Here is a 16,973-nt window from a genome sequence, read left to right as displayed (position 1 = left end):
CGCAGCCTCGCGGGCGGCGCTTCACCGTCCCTGCGGTCTCACGTCCTCGGCTTGCGCCTGCCGCAGGGCATCGAGCAGCGCGCCCTCGATGAGCAGGGCGGAGCCGTAGTGGAACTCGATGTCGAAGGCGTGCCGGGCGTTCATCGACAGCGAGGCGCTCTGCATGGCGACGAGCCGGCCCGCCTCGTCGAACAGCCCCGAGCCCGACCCGCCGTAGCCGTCGTTGCAATCGTGGCGGGCACGCCGGGTGCCGCCCTCGGTCGGCGGGTCGATCCGGCGGATCGTGCAGGCTTCGAGGCTGCTGTCGCCCCGGTAGTTCTGGTGGCCGCCGGGGGCGACCAGGGTGACGGGCAGCGACAGGTCGCCCGTGGGAAGATCCGGCGGCGCTTCGGGCACCGGCTGGCGCGCCGCCTCGGCCGGCTGCGCGAGGCGCAGGAGCGCCCAGTCGTCGGTGATGTGCAGGCGTGTGGCGTCCGCGGCCACGCCGAGGCGCAGGCTCTCGGCCACGAAGTCGTAGTTGCGGCCGCCGATCTGAAAGTAGCAGTCGCCGACCTGGCGCGTGGTTTCGAGCTGCCGGTTGCGGAAGTTGTGCGCGTTCAGCATCACGATCGAGGGTGTGCCGATCAGCCACGCGGCGGCGGCTTTCTGCGGCACGCCGTCGGGACGGCGGCACCAGAGCACCCCCGCTCCGGGATAGCGCGCACGGTCGCCGTTCGTGAGGTCGCGCCGCCCGTCATGGGGATAGAGCGCACCGGTTTCGGTCACGTCCCTCGCGAGAACGTGTGCCGGCGGGATCGCATCGGGCGGCGGGTGCGTCGCATCGTCCCCGGCACCGGCGTGGCCGCAGGTCAGTGCGACCAGGGCGAGCATTCCGCCGACCGCCGAATTGTGCCGCACGTGCCGCTCCTGCGCCATCGCCGACGAGCCTCCCGCTCTGCCGGACCGCTTCGCGAGGGCCCGTTGCCGACAGTGGTGCGATGGGGCTCGGCGGTGGTCAAGCGGGCGCCGGGGAGATGCGACGCTACGTCTTCACACTTTTATAATTGCCTTATTGTCCCGACAAGAAATGTCCGACCAGCTAAAGACTTCTCGTTCGATCGAAGCCTAGAAATTATAGGCGAAGGGCCGCTAATAAGTCTTTTATAAGACCGCATCGATCTAAGAATGCTCTTAGCTCCAGCTTGCGGCACTTCGAAGGACTTCGGAGCGAGCCCGGAACCTCAGAAGAACGTCTGAGAGATACCGCGAGGCCGAAAGGCGAGGCGGTCGAGTGAGGAGACGCAGGATGAGCAGGTTTGTGACATCGGTCTCGGCCCTGGCGATGCTGGCGCTCGCGCCAGCCGCGCTCACGAGCGCAGCATACGCCAACGACAAGCTCGTCGAGTTGTCGAAAAGCGACGAAAACTGGGTGATGCCCGGCAAGAACTACGACTCGAACAACTACAGCGAGCTGAAACAGGTCAACAAGAGCAACGTGAAGCAGCTTCGGCCGGCGTGGACCTTCTCCACCGGCCTGCTGAACGGTCACGAGGGCGCCCCCCTCGTCGTCGACGGCAAGATGTACATCCACACCTCGTTCCCGAACAACACGTTCGCGCTCGGCCTCGACGATCCGGGTCACATCCTGTGGCAGGACAAGCCGAAGCAGAACCCGGCCGCCCGCGCGGTCGCCTGCTGCGACCTCGTCAACCGCGGCCTCGCCTACTGGCCGGGCGACGGCAAGACCCCGGCGCTGATCCTGAAGACCCAGCTCGACGGCAACGTGGCGGCGCTCAACGCCGAGACCGGCGAGACGGTGTGGAAGGTCGAGAACTCCGACATCAAGGTCGGTTCGACGCTGACCATCGCCCCCTACGTGGTGAAGGACAAGGTGATCATCGGTTCCTCGGGCGCCGAGCTCGGCGTGCGCGGCTACCTGACCGCCTACGACGTGAAGACCGGCGAGCAGGTGTGGCGCGCCTACGCCACGGGTCCGGACAAGGATCTGCTGCTGGCCTCCGACTTCAACGTCAAGAACGCCCATTACGGCCAGAAGGGCCTCGGCACCGGCACCTGGGAGGGCGATGCCTGGAAGATCGGCGGCGGCACCAACTGGGGCTGGTACGCCTATGATCCGGGCACCAACCTGATCTACTTCGGCACCGGCAACCCGGCGCCGTGGAACGAGACCATGCGCCCGGGCGACAACAAGTGGACGATGACGATCTTCGGCCGCGACGCCGACACGGGTGAAGCCAAGTTCGGCTACCAGAAGACCCCGCACGACGAGTGGGACTATGCCGGCGTCAACGTCATGATGCTCTCCGAGCAGAAGGACAAGGACGGCAAGACCCGCAAGCTGCTGACCCACCCGGATCGCAACGGCATCGTCTACACGCTGGACCGCACCGACGGCTCGCTCGTCTCGGCGAACAAGCTCGACGATACGGTCAACGTGTTCAAGTCGGTCGACCTGAAGACCGGCCAGCCGGTGCGCGATCCGGAATACGGCACCCGGATGGACCATCTCGCCAAGGACATCTGCCCCTCGGCGATGGGCTACCACAACCAGGGCCACGACTCGTACGATCCGAAGCGTGAGCTCTTCTTCATGGGCATCAACCACATCTGCATGGATTGGGAGCCCTTCATGCTGCCCTACCGGGCGGGTCAGTTCTTCGTCGGTGCGACGCTGAACATGTATCCGGGCCCGAAGGGTGACCGTCAGAACTACGAAGGTCTCGGCCAGATCAAGGCGTACAACGCGATCACCGGCGACTACAAGTGGGAGAAGATGGAGCGCTTCGCGGTGTGGGGCGGCACGCTCGCCACCGCCGGCGACCTGGTCTTCTACGGCACCCTCGACGGCTACCTGAAGGCGCGCGACTCCGACACGGGTGACCTCCTCTGGAAGTTCAAGATCCCGTCCGGCGCCATCGGCTACCCGATGACCTACACTCACAAGGGCACGCAGTACGTCGCCATCTACTACGGCGTCGGCGGCTGGCCGGGCGTGGGCCTCGTGTTCGACCTCGCCGACCCGACCGCCGGTCTCGGTGCGGTGGGCGCCTTCAAGAAGCTCGCCAACTACACCCAGATGGGCGGCGGCGTGGTCGTCTTCTCGCTCGACGGCAAGGGTCCCTACGACGACCCGAACGTCGGCGAGTGGAAGTCGGCCGCCAAGTAAGGCTGCAAGAAGCCTGCAAGTGCGAGTCCCCGGCCTCACGGCCGCGACGAACCACCCCTCCCCCGCCCGGGGGAGGGGCCAGGGTCGAGGTGGTGCGGGCCTTCGCAAGCCGCGACCGGTCCGCGCCACCCCGGTTCCCCTCTCCCCCTGAAGACGTCCTCGACCCCGTGGCGACGACGGCACCGGCCGGGATCGGCACGAGAGACTTGCGACGGGTGGAGCTGCGCTCAGCGCCAAAACTGCAAAAAAATCCCAAAGGAAACAGACAGATGACGTTCGTGAACGGACGCCGCCGTGCCGCCGCCCCGGCCGTCGCTCTCGCTGCCGCCGTGACCGCCTTGGCCGGTCTGTGCGTGCCTGTCCTGGCGCAGGAACAGAAGGCCGCCGAGGCCGCGAAGCCGGATGCCGGTTCCCTGCGCATCTGCGCCGCCGAGCAGCCGCCGCTCTCGATGAAGGACGGCTCGGGGCTCGAGAACCGCATCGCCGCCGCCGTCGCCGAGGCGATGGGCCGGAAGGCCCAGTTCGTCTGGCTCGGCAAGCCCGCGATCTACCTCGTGCGCGACGGGCTGGAGAAGAAGACCTGCGACGTGGTGGTCGGGCTCGATTCCGACGATCCGCGGGTGCTCGCCAGCAAGCCCTACTACCGCTCGGGCTACGTCTTCCTCACCCGCGCCGACCGGGATCTCGACATCAAGTCCTGGTCCGACCCGCGCCTGAAGGAGGTCGGCCACATGGTGGTCGGCTTCGGCACCCCCGGCGAGGCGATGCTCAAGGACATCGGCCGCTACGAGGAGGACATGGCCTACCTTTACTCGCTGGTGAATTTCCGCGCGCCCCGGAATCAATACACGCAGATCGATCCGGCCCGGATGGTGAGCGAGGTCGCTTCGGGCAAGGCCGATGTCGGCGTGGCCTTCGGGCCCGACGTCGCCCGCTACGTGCGGGATTCGAGCGTGAAGCTGCGCATGACCCCGGTGCCGGACGATACCGCCCGCAGCGACGGCCAGAAGATGCCGCAGAGCTTCGACCAGTCGATGGGCGTGCGCAAGGACGACACCGCCCTGAAGGCGGAGATCGATGCCGCGCTGGAGAAGGCCAAGCCCAAGATCGAGGCGATCCTGAAGGAAGAGGGCGTGCCCGTGCTGCCCGTCTCGAATTGAGCCGCCCGATCGCTTCCGTGATGAGGACCAAGAACAAGACGATGATGAACCGGACAAAGATCGGAACCGCCCTCCTCGGCCTCGCCCTCGTCGGTAGCCTGCCCGTCCTGGCGCAGCCGCAGTCCGGCCCGCAAACGGGCGTGACGTTCCGCAACACCGTGACCGGCGAGACGCTGGACGTGACGCAGGGCAAGGAGGGCGGTCGCGACACCCCGGCGGTGAAGAAGTTCTTCGAGACCGGCGAGAACAGCTACATCGACGACAAGTCCTGCCTGCGCAACGGCGAGAGTCTGTTCGCGACCTCCTGCTCGGGCTGCCACGGCCACCTCGCCGAGGGCAAGCTCGGGCCGGGCCTCAACGACAATTACTGGACCTATCCGTCGAACACGACCGATGTCGGCCTGTTCTCGACGATCTTCGGCGGCGCCAACGGCATGATGGGCCCGCACAACGAGAATCTGACGCCCGACGAGATGCTGCAGACCATCGCCTGGATCCGGCACCTCTATACCGGGCCGAAGCAGGACGCGGTCTGGCTCAACGACGAGCAGAAGAAAGCCTACACGCCCTACAAGCAGGGCGAAGTCATCCCGAAGGACGCCAAGGGCCAGTGCAAGCCGCTGGAGGAGTGATCCTTTCGGGGTTCGGGCCGGGTCGACCGGCGCGATCGGGGGGGCGAAAACGCCGCTCGCCAAGTCCCAAGACAAGAGTCCCAAGACAAGCAACTCCCGAGAAGAGCACGTCTCAAGAAATGGAGGAAACCATGAAGACCACTCTCATCGCCGCCGCGGTCGTCGCCCTGTCCGGGATCGCCGCCCCGGCGCTCGCCTACGACGGCACCAAGTGCAAGGCCGCGGGCAATTGCTGGGAGCCGAAGCCCGGCTTCCCCGAGAAGATCGCCGGCTCCAAGTACGATCCCAAGCACGATCCGAAGGAGCTCAGCAAGCAGGCCGATTCCATCAAGCAGATGGAAGAGCGCAACAAGAAGCGCGTCGAGAACTTCAAGAAGACCGGCAAGTTCGAGTACGACGTGAGCAAGATCTCGGCGAACTGAATCCCCCCGGGCGAAAGCCCTCCCCTCTCGCGGGGGAGGGTGCCTCGCGGATGCGAGGCGGGAGAGGGGCCGGTTTCCGCACCATCCGGAAACGGGCGCTCCCCTCTCCCAGCCCTCGCCCGCGAGAGGGGAAAGGGAACGCGCGCAGCGCCCACGAAAGCAAAAAAGGCCAACCCGCCGAATGAACACCCTGCGCCCCGGCGACGCCATGCTCACCGATTGGCGGGAGGCGGCCGCGCGCTTCGAGCGCGAGATCGCCAAGGCCGTGGTCGGCCAGGAACGGGCGATCCGCCTCCTCACCATCGCGATCTTCGCCCGCGGCCACGTCATGCTCGAAGGCGATGTGGGCGTCGGCAAGACCACGCTGCTGCGCGCGGTCGCCCGGGGCCTCGGCGGCGCCTACGAGCGCGTCGAGGGCACCGTCGACATGATGCCCACCGACCTGATCTACCACACCTATCTCGGCGAGGACGGCCGCCCGCGGGTCGAGCCCGGCCCGGTGCTGCGGCAGGCCGAGGACCTGTCGGTCTTCTTCTTCAACGAGATCAACCGCGCCCGGCCCCAGGTCCACGCCCTGCTCCTGCGCATCATGGCCGAGCGCAGCGTCACCGCCTTCAACCGCGAATACCGCTTCCCCAACCTCCAGGTCTTCGCCGACCGCAACCGGGTCGAGCGCGAGGAGACCTTCGAACTGCCGGCCGCCGCCCGCGACCGCTTCCTGATGGAGATCGGCATGGAGGCGCCGCGCGACACGGAGGCCCGCCGCTCCCTGGTGTTCGATCCCCGCTTCCACGACACCGACCGGCTGATGGAAGAGGTCGAGGCCGGCGTGCTCGACCACGACCGCATCGGCACCATCGCCGGCGCGATTCAGCACGCGATTTCGGCCGAGCCGGCGATCGAGGCCTACGTCGTCGGGCTGTGGGAGGCGCTGGTGCGCCCCGGCCCCGCCGGCATTCGGCTCCCCGGCATCGACATGGACCGCGTGATCCAGGGCGGCGCCTCGCCCCGCGGCGTCGCCTTCCTCGTGCGCGCCGCCCGCGTCCGCGCCTGGCTGGAGGGCCGCGACTGGCTGGTGCCGGAGGACGTCCGCGCCGTCTTCCCCGAGGTGATGGCCCACCGCGTCTTCCTCGAACCGGTCTACGAGATGCGGCGCGCGCAGATCGTGCCCGACCTGATCCGGGCGGTGTTCGAGACGGTGCCCGCCCCGTGAGCGATCGGCAGGACGGGGCCGACATCGTCTACCTGCCGCGCTGGCGGCCCGGCGGACACAGGGTCGGCGCCCATCGGGGGCGCGATGCCGGCGGCCTCGGCACCTTTCGCGATCAGGTCAGCTTCCTGCGCCTGCCGGACGCGCGCCGCATCGACCTGCGCGCGTCCTTGCGCGATCCGTTCGAGGGCGTGTTCGTGCGCCGCTTCGAGGCGCGCAGCCCGGTCGAGACCTACGCGCTGGTCGATCTCTCCGCCTCGATGCGCTTCCGCGGCCGCGCCGACCGGCTCGGGCTGGCGGGCGCCTTCTGCGCGAGCCTCGCCCGCTCCGCGACGCGGATCGGCGACGGCTTCGGCCTGATCGCCTGCGACGACACCCTGCGGGACGACCTGTACCTGCCCGCCACCCGCCACCGCGCCGCGGCCCAGGCGGCGGCCGCCCGCCTCGGCGAGGCGGCCTGCGAGGGCCGCGGCGCTGAAGGTTTTCCGAAGGCGGCGCGCCGCCTCGCCGGGCGGCCGAAGCTGATCTTCCTCGTCTCGGATTTCCGCTGGCCCGAGGCGCTGATCGAAGAGGTCTTCGCCGCCCTGGCGCTGCACGACGTGACGCCGGTGCTGCTCGCCGATTCCGCCGAGGCCGAGGATCTGCCGGCCTGGGGCCTCGTGGAACTCGACGATCTCGAAGGCGCCGGGCGCCGGCTCGTCTTCCTGCGCCCGTCCTTGCGCCGACGTTGGATCGCCCGCGAGGCGGAGCGCGTCGAGACCCTGCGCCGGATCTGCGCGCCTTTCGCCCGCCCCCCCTTCCGGCTCGCCGACCGCTTCGACGCGGAAGCGCTGAGCCGCCACCTGATGACGACGTGAGAGCGATGCGCGCGCTCCCCCTCAAAGCCCCGCTCGCGCTGGCCGCCCTTCTCACCCTGGCCGCCCTGTCGGCATCCTTGTCCGCGTCCCGGCCCGCCTGCGCCCAGGTGCGCGGTGTCGAGCTGCGCACGCCGCGGGCCTTCGGCTACTTCCAGGGCGATCTGGTCCAGGTGCAGGCCGAGATCCGCACCGATCCGAACTTCACCCTGCAGCGCCCGTCCCTGCCGAAGCCCGGCCCGGTCGCCTACTGGCTCGACCTGAAGGACGTGCGGACGGAGGAGAGCCGGGCGGCGGACGGCTCGAACCTGATCCGCCTGCGCCTGACCTATCAGGATTTCTACGTCGCCCTCGACGCCCGCACCCTCGAAGTGCCGGGCTTCCCCGTCACCATCGAGAGCCCCGGCGCCGACGGCTCGACCACAGCGGTGGCGCAGGTGCCGGCCTGGAAGATCGGCGTCTCGCCCTTGCGCGAGGTGCAGCCGGAGCGGCGCGACGACCCGGCCGAGTATCTGCGGCCCGACGGGCGGGCGCCGCGCCTCGATCCGCAGCCGGCGCTGGCCTCGGCCGCCGCCTTCCTCGGCCTCGCGGTGCTGGCGCTGCTGCTGCTGGCCTACGACCGGGCATGGTGGATTTTTGGAAGTCGCCGTGGCCGGCCTTTCGCGCTCGCCCTGAAGGCGCTCGGTCGGGCGAAGCGACAATCGCAGGGAGAAGCCCTGTACCGCGAGGCACTGCTCGCCCTGCATCGCGGCCTCGACGCGACCGACGGCCGCCGGGTGCTCGCCGACGATCTGCCGGACTTCCTGGGGCGCCATCCGGCCTTCAGGGGACAGGCGGGTGGACTCGAAAAATTCTTCTCGGCCTCTCGCCTCGCCTTCTTCGGCCGCGACACCGCCGGGGCCGGGGCGCGGCTGCCCCTGCCCGAGGCGGAGGCGCTGCTGCGCCGCCTCGGCGCGGTCGAGCGGAGCGCGTGATCCCGTGGCGGCGATCCTCCCTCCCCTCGGCGCGGCCACGCCCTGGCTGCTGTGGTTCCTGCCCCTGGCGCTGCTGCCTTTGATCCTGTCCGTCACCCGGCGCAGCGCGGTCTCGTCGGTCTCGGCCGCGCCCGACGATCCGCTCTCCTCGGGCCTGCGGATCACCCTGACCGTCGCCGGCATGCTGGCCATCGGCGGCCTCGTCCTGGCGCTGGCCGGGCCCTACCGCGCCGGCGAGCGGATCACCCGCATCGGCATCGGCGCGCAGGTCTCGATGCTGATCGACCGCTCGGGCAGCATGAACGAGACGTTCGCCGGCCGGCAGCCCTCGGGCGCCGAGGAATCGAAGGCGGCCGCCTCCCGGCGCATCCTGCGCGACTTCGTCGGCGAGCGGGCCCACGACCAGTTCGCCGTCACCGCCTTCTCGACCGCGCCGATGCTGGTCGTGCCGATGACCGACCGGCACGACGCCGTGCGCGCGGCGATCGCCGCCATCGACCGCCCCGGCCTCGACTACACCAACGTCGCCCGGGGGCTCGGCATGGCGCTGTCGCAGTTCGGGGCGGCCGCGCCGGGCGTGTCGCGGGCGCTGCTGCTGGTCTCGGACGGGGCGGCGGTGATCGACCCGCGCATCCAGGCGCAGTTGCGCGCCGAGTTCGCCAAGGTGCGGCCCAATCTCTACTGGCTGTTCCTGCGCACCAAGGGCTCGCCCTCGATCTACGACAAGCCCGCGGGCGAGGACACGCCCCAGGCGGCGCCGGAACGCCATCTCGACCTGTTCTTCAAGAGCCTCGGCGTGTCCTACCGCGCCTTCGAGGCGGAGGGCGCCGAGGCGGTGGCGAACGCCGTGCGCCAGATCGAGGCCCTGGAGCGCGATCCGATCCCCTATACCGAGGAGCGCCCCCGCCGCGACCTCACCGGCTGGGCCTACGGGCTCGCCGCGCTGGGGCTGCTGCTCCTCGTTCTCGCCAAGCTGGCGGAGACCGATTTTTTGCGTAAGCCCGCGCGTGAGCCGGCAACGCGCTCCGCCGATCCGGCTCCTGCCGCACCGAGAAGGGCCGCCGCATGATGCCCTCCGCCCTCGCCCACGCGGCCTCCGCGTCCCCCTCTCTCCGTGCCCGGCTCGGCGCCGGGGCGGCGCGAGGGTGGCGCGCCGCGCGTCCCGCCTTGTTCGTGCTGCTGCCGATCCTGCTGCTCGGGGCCGCTGCCGCCTTCGGCCTCTCCGCGTGGCGCGACACGCGCACCAACGCGGCCATGGCCGAACTGGAAGCCGGGCGCGACATCGCCGTCCCGCCGGACGCCCCCGACGCCCTCCTCGTCGCGCGCACGAAGTTCCTGGCCTTCCGCGACCGTCTCGGCGAGGCCGAGCCGCTGCTCGAGACCCTCGACCGGCGCGGCGCGGCCGAGGCCTCGGCCCGGGCCCGCTACATCGTCGCCAATGCCCGCATCCGGCAGGCCTTCCTGCTGATCGAGCGCAGCGAACTCGACAAGGCGGGCCCGCAGGTGACGCTCGCCCGCCAGGACTACCGCCGGGCACTCCAGGCCCGGCCGGACTTCTGGGACGCGAAGTTCAACTTCGACGTCGCCTCGCGCCTGATCCGCGACTTTCCGGAATTCGATCGCAAGTTCGGCGACGAGTTGAAGGCCGAGCCCAAGCAGATCTGGACCGACATCCCCGGCCAGCCCAGAGGCGGGCCATGAACCAGGGGACCATGAACCAGGGGACCATGAACGAGCGGGCCATGAAACCGGCCTCCGGCCTGTGGGCCGCACTCCCGTTCGGAAAAAACCTGCGCGACCGTCGCTTCCAGGCGCTCGCCGCCGCGCTGGGACTCGCGGTGCTCGCGATCCTCGTGCCGCCGCTGCCGCTCACCCGCTCGGGCGTCTCGGTGCTCGCCGTGGTCGACATCACCGGCAGTATGAACGTGCGCGACTATACGCTCGACGGGCGCCCGGCGAGCCGGCTCGACATCGCCAAGGCGGCCTTGCGCGGGCTGATCCCCGAGCTGCCCTGCGGCTCGCGCCTCGCGCTCGGTCTGTTCACCGAGCGGCGGCCGTTCCTGCTGTTCACGCCGATCGAGGTCTGCGCCGATTTCGCCCCGCTCGACGGGGCGATCGCGGCGATCGATTGGCGCATGGCCTGGGAGGGCGACAGCCGCGTGGCCTCCGGCCTGCATCGGGCCGTCGCCATGGCCGGCGAACTCGACACCGACCTCCTGTTCATCACCGACGGCCAGGAGACGCCGCCGCTGCCCGCCAACGGCATTCCGCCGTTCGAGGGCAAGGTGGGTGCGGTGCGCGGCCTGATCCTCGGCGCGGGCGGCTACGGTCTCTCCCCGATCCCGAAATTCGACGATCGCGGCCGCGAGACCGGCTTCTACGCCGAGACCGACGTGCAGCAGGAGAACCGCTTCGGCCCGCCGCCGGCCGACGCGGAATCGCGCGAGGGCTACAACCCGCGCAACGCGCCCTTCGGCGGCGCCGCGGCCCGGGGCGAGGAGCATCTCTCCTCGGTACGCGAACCGCATCTGAAGGCGCTGGCAGCCCAGACCGGCCTTGCCTACGCCCATCTCGACGGGCCGGGCGGCCTTCGCGCGCCCCTCCTCGCGGCCGCCACGCCGCGGCCGCTGCCCGGCCGGCTCGACCTGCGCCCCTTCCTCGGCGCGGCGGCGCTCGCCCTTGTGCTCGCCGTCTTCCTCGCCGGCGCGCTGCGCGCCCGCACGATCCCCTTCACCCCCAGCAGGATGTCATGATGCGTCTGTCCCTCCTCGCCCTGCCGCTCGCGCTCGCCGCGACCGCCGCGCTCGCCCACGGGCCGACCCCGCAGAAGGTCTCCCAGTCGATCACGATCAAGGCGAGCCCGGACGCCGTGTGGAAGGTGGCGGGCGATTTCGCCAGCATCGGCAAGTGGCATCCGGATCTCGACAAGGCCGAAGGGGGCGGGTCCAAGGAAGGCGACAGCCGCACGCTGATCTTCAAGAGCGGCGCCAAGCTCACCGAGGGCCTCGACGAGTACAAGGCGGCGGATCACACCTATTCCTACCGGATGTCCGATCCGGACCTGAAGGCGCTGCCGGTCTCCTCCTACTCGGCGACCTTCACCGTGAGCCCGGAGGGCGACGGCTCCAAGGTCGAGTGGATGGGCCGGTTCTATCGCGGCGACACCGGCAACGAGCCGCCTGAGAATCTCAGCGACGAGGCCGGCAAGACGGCGATGAACACGTTCTTCTCGGACGGCCTGAAGGGCCTGAAGGCGGCCGTGGAGGGCGGCAAGTCCAAATGAGGCAAGTCCAAATGAGGGGAGAGGCACAATGATCCGCCCCGCCCTCGCCGCGCTGATCCTCGCGCTCGCCGGCCTGCCGGCGCGGGCCGCGGCGGTCTACGTCGCGAGCCAGCAGGGGGCGCAGGTGGCGCGCATCGAGGCGGGCGAGGTCGCGGGGCATGCCACCGTGGCGGGCGCGCCCGCCACGGTGGCGGCGGGCGGCGGCCTCGTGTTCCTCAGCCATCCGGACGGGCACGCGATCACCGTGGCCGACGCGGCCACGGGCGCGGTGCTGCGCCGCCTGCCCTACAAGGGACAGGCCTTCGGCCTCGCGGCCTCGGCGGACGGCACGACCCTGTTCGTCGCGGACTGGTCGGGCAACCGCATCGACCGGCTCTCGGCCGCCGACGGCCGGGTCGAGGCCTCCGCCGAGACCGGCCGCGACCCGGCCCACATCGTCCTCGACCGCGCCGGCCGCCTGTTCGTGGCCGACCGGGAGAGCCATCAGGTCAGCGTGTTCGACGGGGCGCGCATGACCCGGCTCGCCACGATCCCCGTCGGCACCGCGCCCTTCGCCCTGGCGCTCGGCCCCGACGAGCGCCGCCTCTACGTCGGCAACGTGCGCAGCAACGACCTCGCCGTGATCGACACGCAAGCGCTGAAGCCGCTGGCCACCGTGCCGGCCGGCGCCATGCCCTACGGCATCGCGGTCAGCCCGGACGGGGCGCGGGTGCTGGTGACGAACCAGCATGCCGGGACGGTCACGGTTCTCGATGCCGGCACGCTCACGATCGCGGCGACGATCGGCGTCGGCCGCTATCCCGAAGGCATCGTGATCGAGGGCGGCAGGGCCTACGTGGCCAACTGGTTCTCCGACACCGTCTCGGTCATCGATCTCGCCGTGCTGAAGGAGGTCGCCCGCCTGCCGGTCGCCGAGGGGCCGCGCAGCCTCGCCGTCGCCGCTCCCGCGGAGACGCTGCCGAAGGAGACGCCGCGATGAGAGACGCGAGACCGCTCGCGGCCGGGCTCGCCGCCCTGCTGATCCTTTCCGCCTGCGACCGCGGCGGCGAGGATGCCGGCCAATCTTCCGGTCGATCGTCCGGCGACGATCGGGCGGTCGTCGCCTCGACCTCCGAGGATCGGCTGCCCGACTGGCTCTCGCCCACCGACGGCAGCGACCCGGCGCGCTGGCTCGCGGGCCGCGAGGCGGGACACCCCTTGCCCGGCGACGCAGCCGAGGTCGGGGGAATGCGCGAATCCCTCGACCGGGCGCGCAGCGCCTTCGTGGAAGACAAGCGCATGATCGCCAACCGCACGGTGCAGCTCGGGCAGATGCTGTCCGAGATCGGCAAGCCGGAATCCTATCGCGGCCTGCTCGACGGCCTGGGCGAGATCGCGGCCGTGCGCGGCCGCCACAAGAGCCTCTACGGCGAGATGTGCCAGCACTACTACAACACCCGCGCCCAGGGCGCCGACCACGCCACCGCGCTCGCCCGTCTCGAAGCCCGGGAGCGGCCGCGCGATGCGGCGTCCCCCGACGCGGCGCCCGAACCGTCGCCGGACCGGCCCCGGGCGCCGTCGGTGGAGACTCCGGAAGGCAAGCCGCCGGGAGGGCAGCCGTGAGCGACGGGCGCGCCTCCGCCCGCGGCGCGGCACCGGCCCGGCCGGAGACGATCCTCGTCATCGACGACCACCCGATCGTGCTGCAGGGTGTGCGCCGGATCGCCGAGGCGGCGGGCGTCCGCACGATCCACGAGGCCGCCGACGTCGTCTCGGGCTACCGCCTGTTCCACCGGCACCGGCCGGACCTCGTGGTGGCCGACCTGAGCTTTCGCGACGACGGCCTGTCCGGACTCTCGCTGATCCGCCGCATCCGGGCGCTGGAGCCGGCGGCGCGCATCCTCGTCTTCAGCATGCATGCCGACCCGGTGCTCGTCTCCCGGGCGCTGGAGAGCGGAGCGCTCGGCTTCGTGCTCAAGGACGCCGGTGTGGACGCGCTTCTGGAGGCCCTCGACGCCGTCCATGCCGGGCAGGGCTACCTGCCGCACCCGCTCGCCACCGACGTGGCGATGCTCAATCGCAGCGCCCGCCCCGCTCCGCTCGCCACCCTGAGCACCCGCGAGTTGCAGATCCTGTCGCTCCTGAGCCAGGGCAAGTCCTACGAGGCCATCGCCAGCGTCATGGCGGTCAGCTACCGCACCGTCATCAACGCCAGTTCCAGCATGCGCAGGAAGCTCGGCGTCGAGTCCCGCGCCGGGCTGGTCCAGATCGCGGTCAACCGGCGCAACGCGCTGCTGTGACGACCGGGTTCTCGGCAGCGTCCGGAGGGTCCTTCGAGGCCCACTGACGCATGCACCTCAGGATGAGGGTGGGGATGGAAGTCATACCGTTTCCGATCGATCGCTTCGGGTTTCGCTCCACTCCGTCATCGCGAGCGGGCGCGAAGCGATCCAGGGCGCGACCTGTCCGGAAAGGTCGCGCCCTGGATCGCCACGGCTTCGCCTCGCAAGGACGCAGGTAAAGGCCGAAATCATCGACCGGATATCGTATCATACCAGCCGGCGATGATCCCGACTCATCGTCGGCTTCCCTGCAGCTTGGTATGAATCGTCCGGCTCAGATCGTCTGATTGTAGGCGCCGACCTCCGGATGCTGGCGCAGCACCGCGTCCACCGCCGCGAACATCTCGCGCAGCCGCGCCTCGGAGACCGGGCTCTCCACCACCACCACGAGTTCCGGCTTGTTCGAGGAGGCCCGCACCAAGCCCCAGGTGCCGTCGGCGGTGGTCACCCGCACGCCGTTGACCGTCACCAGATCGGTGATCGGCTGGCCGCCCACCGGCTCGCCCGCCGCCTGGAGCGCCCGGAACCGCTCGGTGACCGCCTCGACCACGCCGTACTTCACCTCGTCGGCGCAGTGCGGCGACATGGTCGGCGAGCCCCAGGTCTTCGGCAGCGCCCGGTAGAGGTCGGCCATCGACGCGCCCGGATTGCGGTCGAGCATCTCGATCACCGCGATCGCGGTCAGCAGGCCGTCGTCGTAGCCGCGGCCGACCGGCGCGTTGAAGAAGAAGTGGCCCGATTTCTCGAAGCCGGCGAGCGCCGAGAGTTCGTTCACCCGCCGCTTGATGTAGGAGTGGCCGGTCTTCCAGTAGTCGGTCCGCACGCCGCGGGCCTGCAATTCGGGATCGGCGGCGTAGAGGCCGGTCGATTTCACGTCGACCACGAAGGTCGCGTTCGGGTGCAGCTTCGACAGGTCGCGGGCCAGCATCACCCCGATCTTGTCGGCGAAGATCTCCTCGCCCTCGTCGTCGACCACGCCGCAGCGGTCGCCGTCGCCGTCGAAGCCGAGGCCGACATCGGCGCCGGTCTCGCGCACCTTGTCGGCGATGGCGTGCAGCATCGCCATGTCCTCGGGGTTCGGGTTGTAGCGCGGGAAGGAATGATCCGGCTCGACATCGAGCGGGATCACCTCGACGCCGAGCCGCTCCAGGAGCGCGGGCGCGAAGGCGCCGGCGGTGCCGTTGCCGCAGGCGGCCACCACCTTCAGCGTCCGGGTGACGGGTTTGGCGCGCGACACGAGGTCGTCGAGATAGACCTGGGCGAACCCTTCGACGAATTCGTACGAGCCGCCGTCGCGGTAGCGGAACTCGCCCTTCGTCACGATCTCCTTCAGGCGTCCCATCTCGTCGGGACCGAAGGTCATCGGCCGCTCGGCGCCCATCTTCACGCCGGTCCAGCCGTTGTCGTTGTGCGAGGCGGTGACCATGGCGACACAGGGACAATCGAGGGCGAACTGGCCGAAATAGGCCATCGGCGAGAGCGCGAGCCCGATATCCTTCACCCGCAGGCCCGCCGCCTGCATCCCGGCGATCAGCGCGAGCTTGATCGAGGAGGAATAGGCGCGAAAGTCGTGGCCGGTGACGATGTCGGGGCGCACGCCGCGCTCGTGGATCAGCGTGCCGAGGCCGAGGCCCAGCGCCTGGACGCCCATCAGGTTGATCTCCTGCGGGAACAGCCAGCGGGCGTCGTACTCGCGAAAGCCCGTGGGCTTGACCATCGGCCGTTGCTCGAAGGCGAAGGTGTTCGGTTCGAGCTTCGGCAGGGGCTTGGGAAATGCCTTGGAAAATGCCTTGGACCGATCGGAAGACATCGCAGACCTTTCGCGCGAGCGGCGGCGAACGAGAGCCCGTGCGCCGCCGGAAGGGAAGCCGAAACCGATCGCGATTCTAGACCAGGAGACCGTCCTGGGCCGAGGCGGAATCGACCTTCCGCACCTCAATCCCGATGTTGAACTGGCGCTGGCCCGCGCCGCTGAGGCCGCTCGCGTCGTCGGACTGGTTGTCGATCTCGGCGAAGTGCAGGATCACCTCGTAAGGAGGCCGACGCCAGCGCGCTGCCGCCCACGTTCCTGACGGTGACGGCGTAGCCGAAGCGGCCGTCATCGGCGCCCGTGGTCGTTGGCGTAGGCGACGGCGCCCGATGTTCCCATCCACGCGCCCGCGCACCGCCTGAGCCGGGAGGCCTTCGCCCGGGCGATCGCCCGCAGCCGGTTCTGTCTGTCGCCGGGCGGCGTCGGCTGGGACTGCTACCGGCACGACGAGGTGGCGGCCTTCGGCAGCATTCCGATCTTCGACACCCGTCCGCTCGCCGGCATCGAACCGATCCTGCACGGCCGCGAGGAGGTTCTACCTCGATCCGCAGGACGATCCGGAGCGCGCCCTCGACGCCCTGCTGCGCACCGACGATGCGGCGGTGGACCGGATGACGGCGGCGGCCCGGGCTCTGGTGGTGCGGGCCTACACCTTCGATGCGCTCGCCCGCTACGCCGCCGATACCGGCCGGCGCCGGCCCTTCCCGGGATGAACCTGCGCGCCGCGAAACCCGAGGGATGCTACGTCCGGGATGGCAATGAGGTGCTCGACCGGCACCATTCGTGTTGACGCGGCAGCCGTCTCGGCCTATCTGAGCGCCATACCGTACGCGAGGCTTGGAAACCGAGTCTCCGCAATTGGAAACCTGCGCTCAATTCCGCAGGTTTTTCAATCGCCTCGGTGGGGGATAGTTTAACGGTAGAACCGCGGACTCTGACTCCGCTAGTCCTGGTTCGAATCCAGGTCCCCCAGCCACCTAGCTGCCTAAATCATTCTCAACGCTCAGCTTTCTGTTTCGCTGCCCTGCGGGTTGAGCCGGTTGCTACAATCCGCTGCTACAAAGTCCGCCTGCGGGGCGGCAGGCAAGCAGCGTGCGGACCTCCATCGCCAACGTCGTCCGGCTCGGCCGGACGCTGCACT

General features: G+C 69.9%; 17 protein-coding genes and 1 tRNA gene. 15 read left to right on the top strand and 3 right to left on the bottom strand.

The annotated features are described in order from the left end of the window. Nucleotides 1–21: 21 nt before the first annotated feature. Nucleotides 22–915 carry a serine protease gene (locus PGN25_21990; GenBank protein MEH3120174.1) on the bottom strand — a complete coding sequence of 298 codons (894 nt, stop codon included), beginning with the start codon at nucleotides 913–915 and terminating at the stop codon, nucleotides 22–24. A gap of 370 nt (nucleotides 916–1,285) precedes the next feature. On the opposite strand from PGN25_21990, the gene PGN25_21985 reads away from it, so the two are divergent. The 14 genes from PGN25_21985 (at nucleotide 1,286) to PGN25_21920 (ending at nucleotide 13,980) form a co-directional block, all read left to right on the top strand. Beyond that, complete coding sequence (locus tag PGN25_21985) at nucleotides 1,286–3,166, top strand: methanol/ethanol family PQQ-dependent dehydrogenase (protein ID MEH3120173.1); 1,881 nt, start codon at nucleotides 1,286–1,288, stop codon at nucleotides 3,164–3,166. 269 nt (nucleotides 3,167–3,435) lie between these two features. Then, complete coding sequence (gene moxJ / locus PGN25_21980) at nucleotides 3,436–4,326, top strand: methanol oxidation system protein MoxJ (GenBank protein MEH3120172.1); 891 nt, start codon at nucleotides 3,436–3,438, stop codon at nucleotides 4,324–4,326. Between the two features lie 41 nt (nucleotides 4,327–4,367). After that, nucleotides 4,368–4,958 (top strand): cytochrome c(L), periplasmic, encoded by a 591-nt coding sequence (moxG, locus tag PGN25_21975; GenBank protein MEH3120171.1) that lies wholly within the window; start codon nucleotides 4,368–4,370, stop codon nucleotides 4,956–4,958. 131 nt (nucleotides 4,959–5,089) lie between these two features. Further along, nucleotides 5,090–5,380 carry a methanol dehydrogenase [cytochrome c] subunit gene (locus PGN25_21970; GenBank protein ID MEH3120170.1) on the top strand — a complete coding sequence of 97 codons (291 nt, stop codon included), beginning with the start codon at nucleotides 5,090–5,092 and terminating at the stop codon, nucleotides 5,378–5,380. A gap of 181 nt (nucleotides 5,381–5,561) precedes the next feature. Then, on the top strand, nucleotides 5,562–6,593 hold the full coding sequence (locus tag PGN25_21965) for a MoxR family ATPase (GenBank protein MEH3120169.1): 1,032 nt from the start codon (nucleotides 5,562–5,564) through the stop codon (nucleotides 6,591–6,593). Then, a complete protein-coding gene (locus tag PGN25_21960; GenBank protein ID MEH3120168.1) occupies nucleotides 6,590–7,447 on the top strand; it encodes a DUF58 domain-containing protein in 858 nt (285 codons plus the stop codon). The genes PGN25_21965 and PGN25_21960 overlap by 4 nt, the downstream gene beginning before the upstream one ends. Before the next feature lie 5 nt (nucleotides 7,448–7,452). After that, entirely contained in the window at nucleotides 7,453–8,418 is a 966-nt protein-coding gene (locus PGN25_21955) for a nonribosomal peptide synthetase MxaA (protein MEH3120167.1), read from the top strand. A 4-nt stretch (nucleotides 8,419–8,422) separates the two neighbouring features. Beyond that, nucleotides 8,423–9,487: a VWA domain-containing protein gene (locus PGN25_21950; GenBank protein MEH3120166.1), complete on the top strand. Its 1,065-nt coding sequence runs from the start codon at nucleotides 8,423–8,425 to the stop codon at nucleotides 9,485–9,487. Then, nucleotides 9,487–10,119 (top strand): MxaK protein, encoded by a 633-nt coding sequence (locus PGN25_21945; protein ID MEH3120165.1) that lies wholly within the window; start codon nucleotides 9,487–9,489, stop codon nucleotides 10,117–10,119. The genes PGN25_21950 and PGN25_21945 overlap by 1 nt, the downstream gene beginning before the upstream one ends. A gap of 26 nt (nucleotides 10,120–10,145) precedes the next feature. Further along, nucleotides 10,146–11,171, top strand: coding sequence for a VWA domain-containing protein (locus tag PGN25_21940; GenBank protein MEH3120164.1), 1,026 nt, complete (start codon nucleotides 10,146–10,148; stop codon nucleotides 11,169–11,171). Continuing rightward, nucleotides 11,171–11,701 carry an SRPBCC family protein gene (locus PGN25_21935; GenBank protein ID MEH3120163.1) on the top strand — a complete coding sequence of 177 codons (531 nt, stop codon included), beginning with the start codon at nucleotides 11,171–11,173 and terminating at the stop codon, nucleotides 11,699–11,701. The genes PGN25_21940 and PGN25_21935 overlap by 1 nt, the downstream gene beginning before the upstream one ends. Nucleotides 11,702–11,729: 28 nt before the next feature. Next, the gene (locus PGN25_21930; protein MEH3120162.1) at nucleotides 11,730–12,680 is read left to right on the top strand and encodes a YncE family protein; all 951 of its coding nucleotides are present in this window, start codon (nucleotides 11,730–11,732) and stop codon (nucleotides 12,678–12,680) included. Beyond that, nucleotides 12,677–13,303, top strand: a complete 627-nt coding sequence (locus PGN25_21925; GenBank protein ID MEH3120161.1) for an MxaH protein — start codon at nucleotides 12,677–12,679, stop codon at nucleotides 13,301–13,303. The genes PGN25_21930 and PGN25_21925 overlap by 4 nt, the downstream gene beginning before the upstream one ends. Further along, nucleotides 13,300–13,980: a response regulator transcription factor gene (locus PGN25_21920; GenBank protein MEH3120160.1), complete on the top strand. Its 681-nt coding sequence runs from the start codon at nucleotides 13,300–13,302 to the stop codon at nucleotides 13,978–13,980. Before PGN25_21925 ends, PGN25_21920 begins: the two co-directional genes overlap by 4 nt. A 316-nt stretch (nucleotides 13,981–14,296) precedes the next feature. Here PGN25_21920 and PGN25_21915 read toward each other — a convergent pair whose 3' ends face one another. Together PGN25_21915 and PGN25_21910 are read right to left on the bottom strand one after the other, a co-directional pair. Then, entirely contained in the window at nucleotides 14,297–15,832 is a 1,536-nt protein-coding gene (locus tag PGN25_21915) for a phosphomannomutase/phosphoglucomutase (protein MEH3120159.1), read from the bottom strand. A 76-nt stretch (nucleotides 15,833–15,908) separates the two neighbouring features. After that, nucleotides 15,909–16,049 (bottom strand): hypothetical protein, encoded by a 141-nt coding sequence (locus PGN25_21910; GenBank protein ID MEH3120158.1) that lies wholly within the window; start codon nucleotides 16,047–16,049, stop codon nucleotides 15,909–15,911. A 685-nt stretch (nucleotides 16,050–16,734) separates the two neighbouring features. Here PGN25_21910 and PGN25_21905 point away from each other — a divergent pair. After that, nucleotides 16,735–16,808 (top strand) — tRNA-Gln (locus PGN25_21905). Nucleotides 16,809–16,973: the final 165 nt, after the last annotated feature.

This window comes from Methylorubrum populi (assembly GCA_036946625.1).
Classification (GTDB): domain Bacteria; phylum Pseudomonadota; class Alphaproteobacteria; order Rhizobiales; family Beijerinckiaceae; genus Methylobacterium; species Methylobacterium populi_C.
The sequence above is the reverse complement of the archived record's forward strand: the minus strand, read 5'-3'. Positions and strand labels throughout refer to the sequence as shown.

Coding starts and splice junctions, on each gene's coding strand:
- PGN25_21945 (MEH3120165.1), top strand. CDS start 9,487: ATGCCCTCCGCCCTCGCCCACGCGGCCTCCGCGTCCCCCTCTCTCCGT.
- PGN25_21930 (MEH3120162.1), top strand. CDS start 11,730: ATGATCCGCCCCGCCCTCGCCGCGCTGATCCTCGCGCTCGCCGGCCTG.
- PGN25_21990 (MEH3120174.1), bottom strand. CDS start 915: ATGGCGCAGGAGCGGCACGTGCGGCACAATTCGGCGGTCGGCGGAATG.
- PGN25_21965 (MEH3120169.1), top strand. CDS start 5,562: ATGAACACCCTGCGCCCCGGCGACGCCATGCTCACCGATTGGCGGGAG.
- PGN25_21915 (MEH3120159.1), bottom strand. CDS start 15,832: ATGTCTTCCGATCGGTCCAAGGCATTTTCCAAGGCATTTCCCAAGCCC.
- PGN25_21985 (MEH3120173.1), top strand. CDS start 1,286: ATGAGCAGGTTTGTGACATCGGTCTCGGCCCTGGCGATGCTGGCGCTC.
- PGN25_21955 (MEH3120167.1), top strand. CDS start 7,453: ATGCGCGCGCTCCCCCTCAAAGCCCCGCTCGCGCTGGCCGCCCTTCTC.
- moxJ (MEH3120172.1), top strand. CDS start 3,436: ATGACGTTCGTGAACGGACGCCGCCGTGCCGCCGCCCCGGCCGTCGCT.
- PGN25_21940 (MEH3120164.1), top strand. CDS start 10,146: ATGAACGAGCGGGCCATGAAACCGGCCTCCGGCCTGTGGGCCGCACTC.
- PGN25_21970 (MEH3120170.1), top strand. CDS start 5,090: ATGAAGACCACTCTCATCGCCGCCGCGGTCGTCGCCCTGTCCGGGATC.
- moxG (MEH3120171.1), top strand. CDS start 4,368: ATGATGAACCGGACAAAGATCGGAACCGCCCTCCTCGGCCTCGCCCTC.
- PGN25_21925 (MEH3120161.1), top strand. CDS start 12,677: ATGAGAGACGCGAGACCGCTCGCGGCCGGGCTCGCCGCCCTGCTGATC.
- PGN25_21935 (MEH3120163.1), top strand. CDS start 11,171: ATGCGTCTGTCCCTCCTCGCCCTGCCGCTCGCGCTCGCCGCGACCGCC.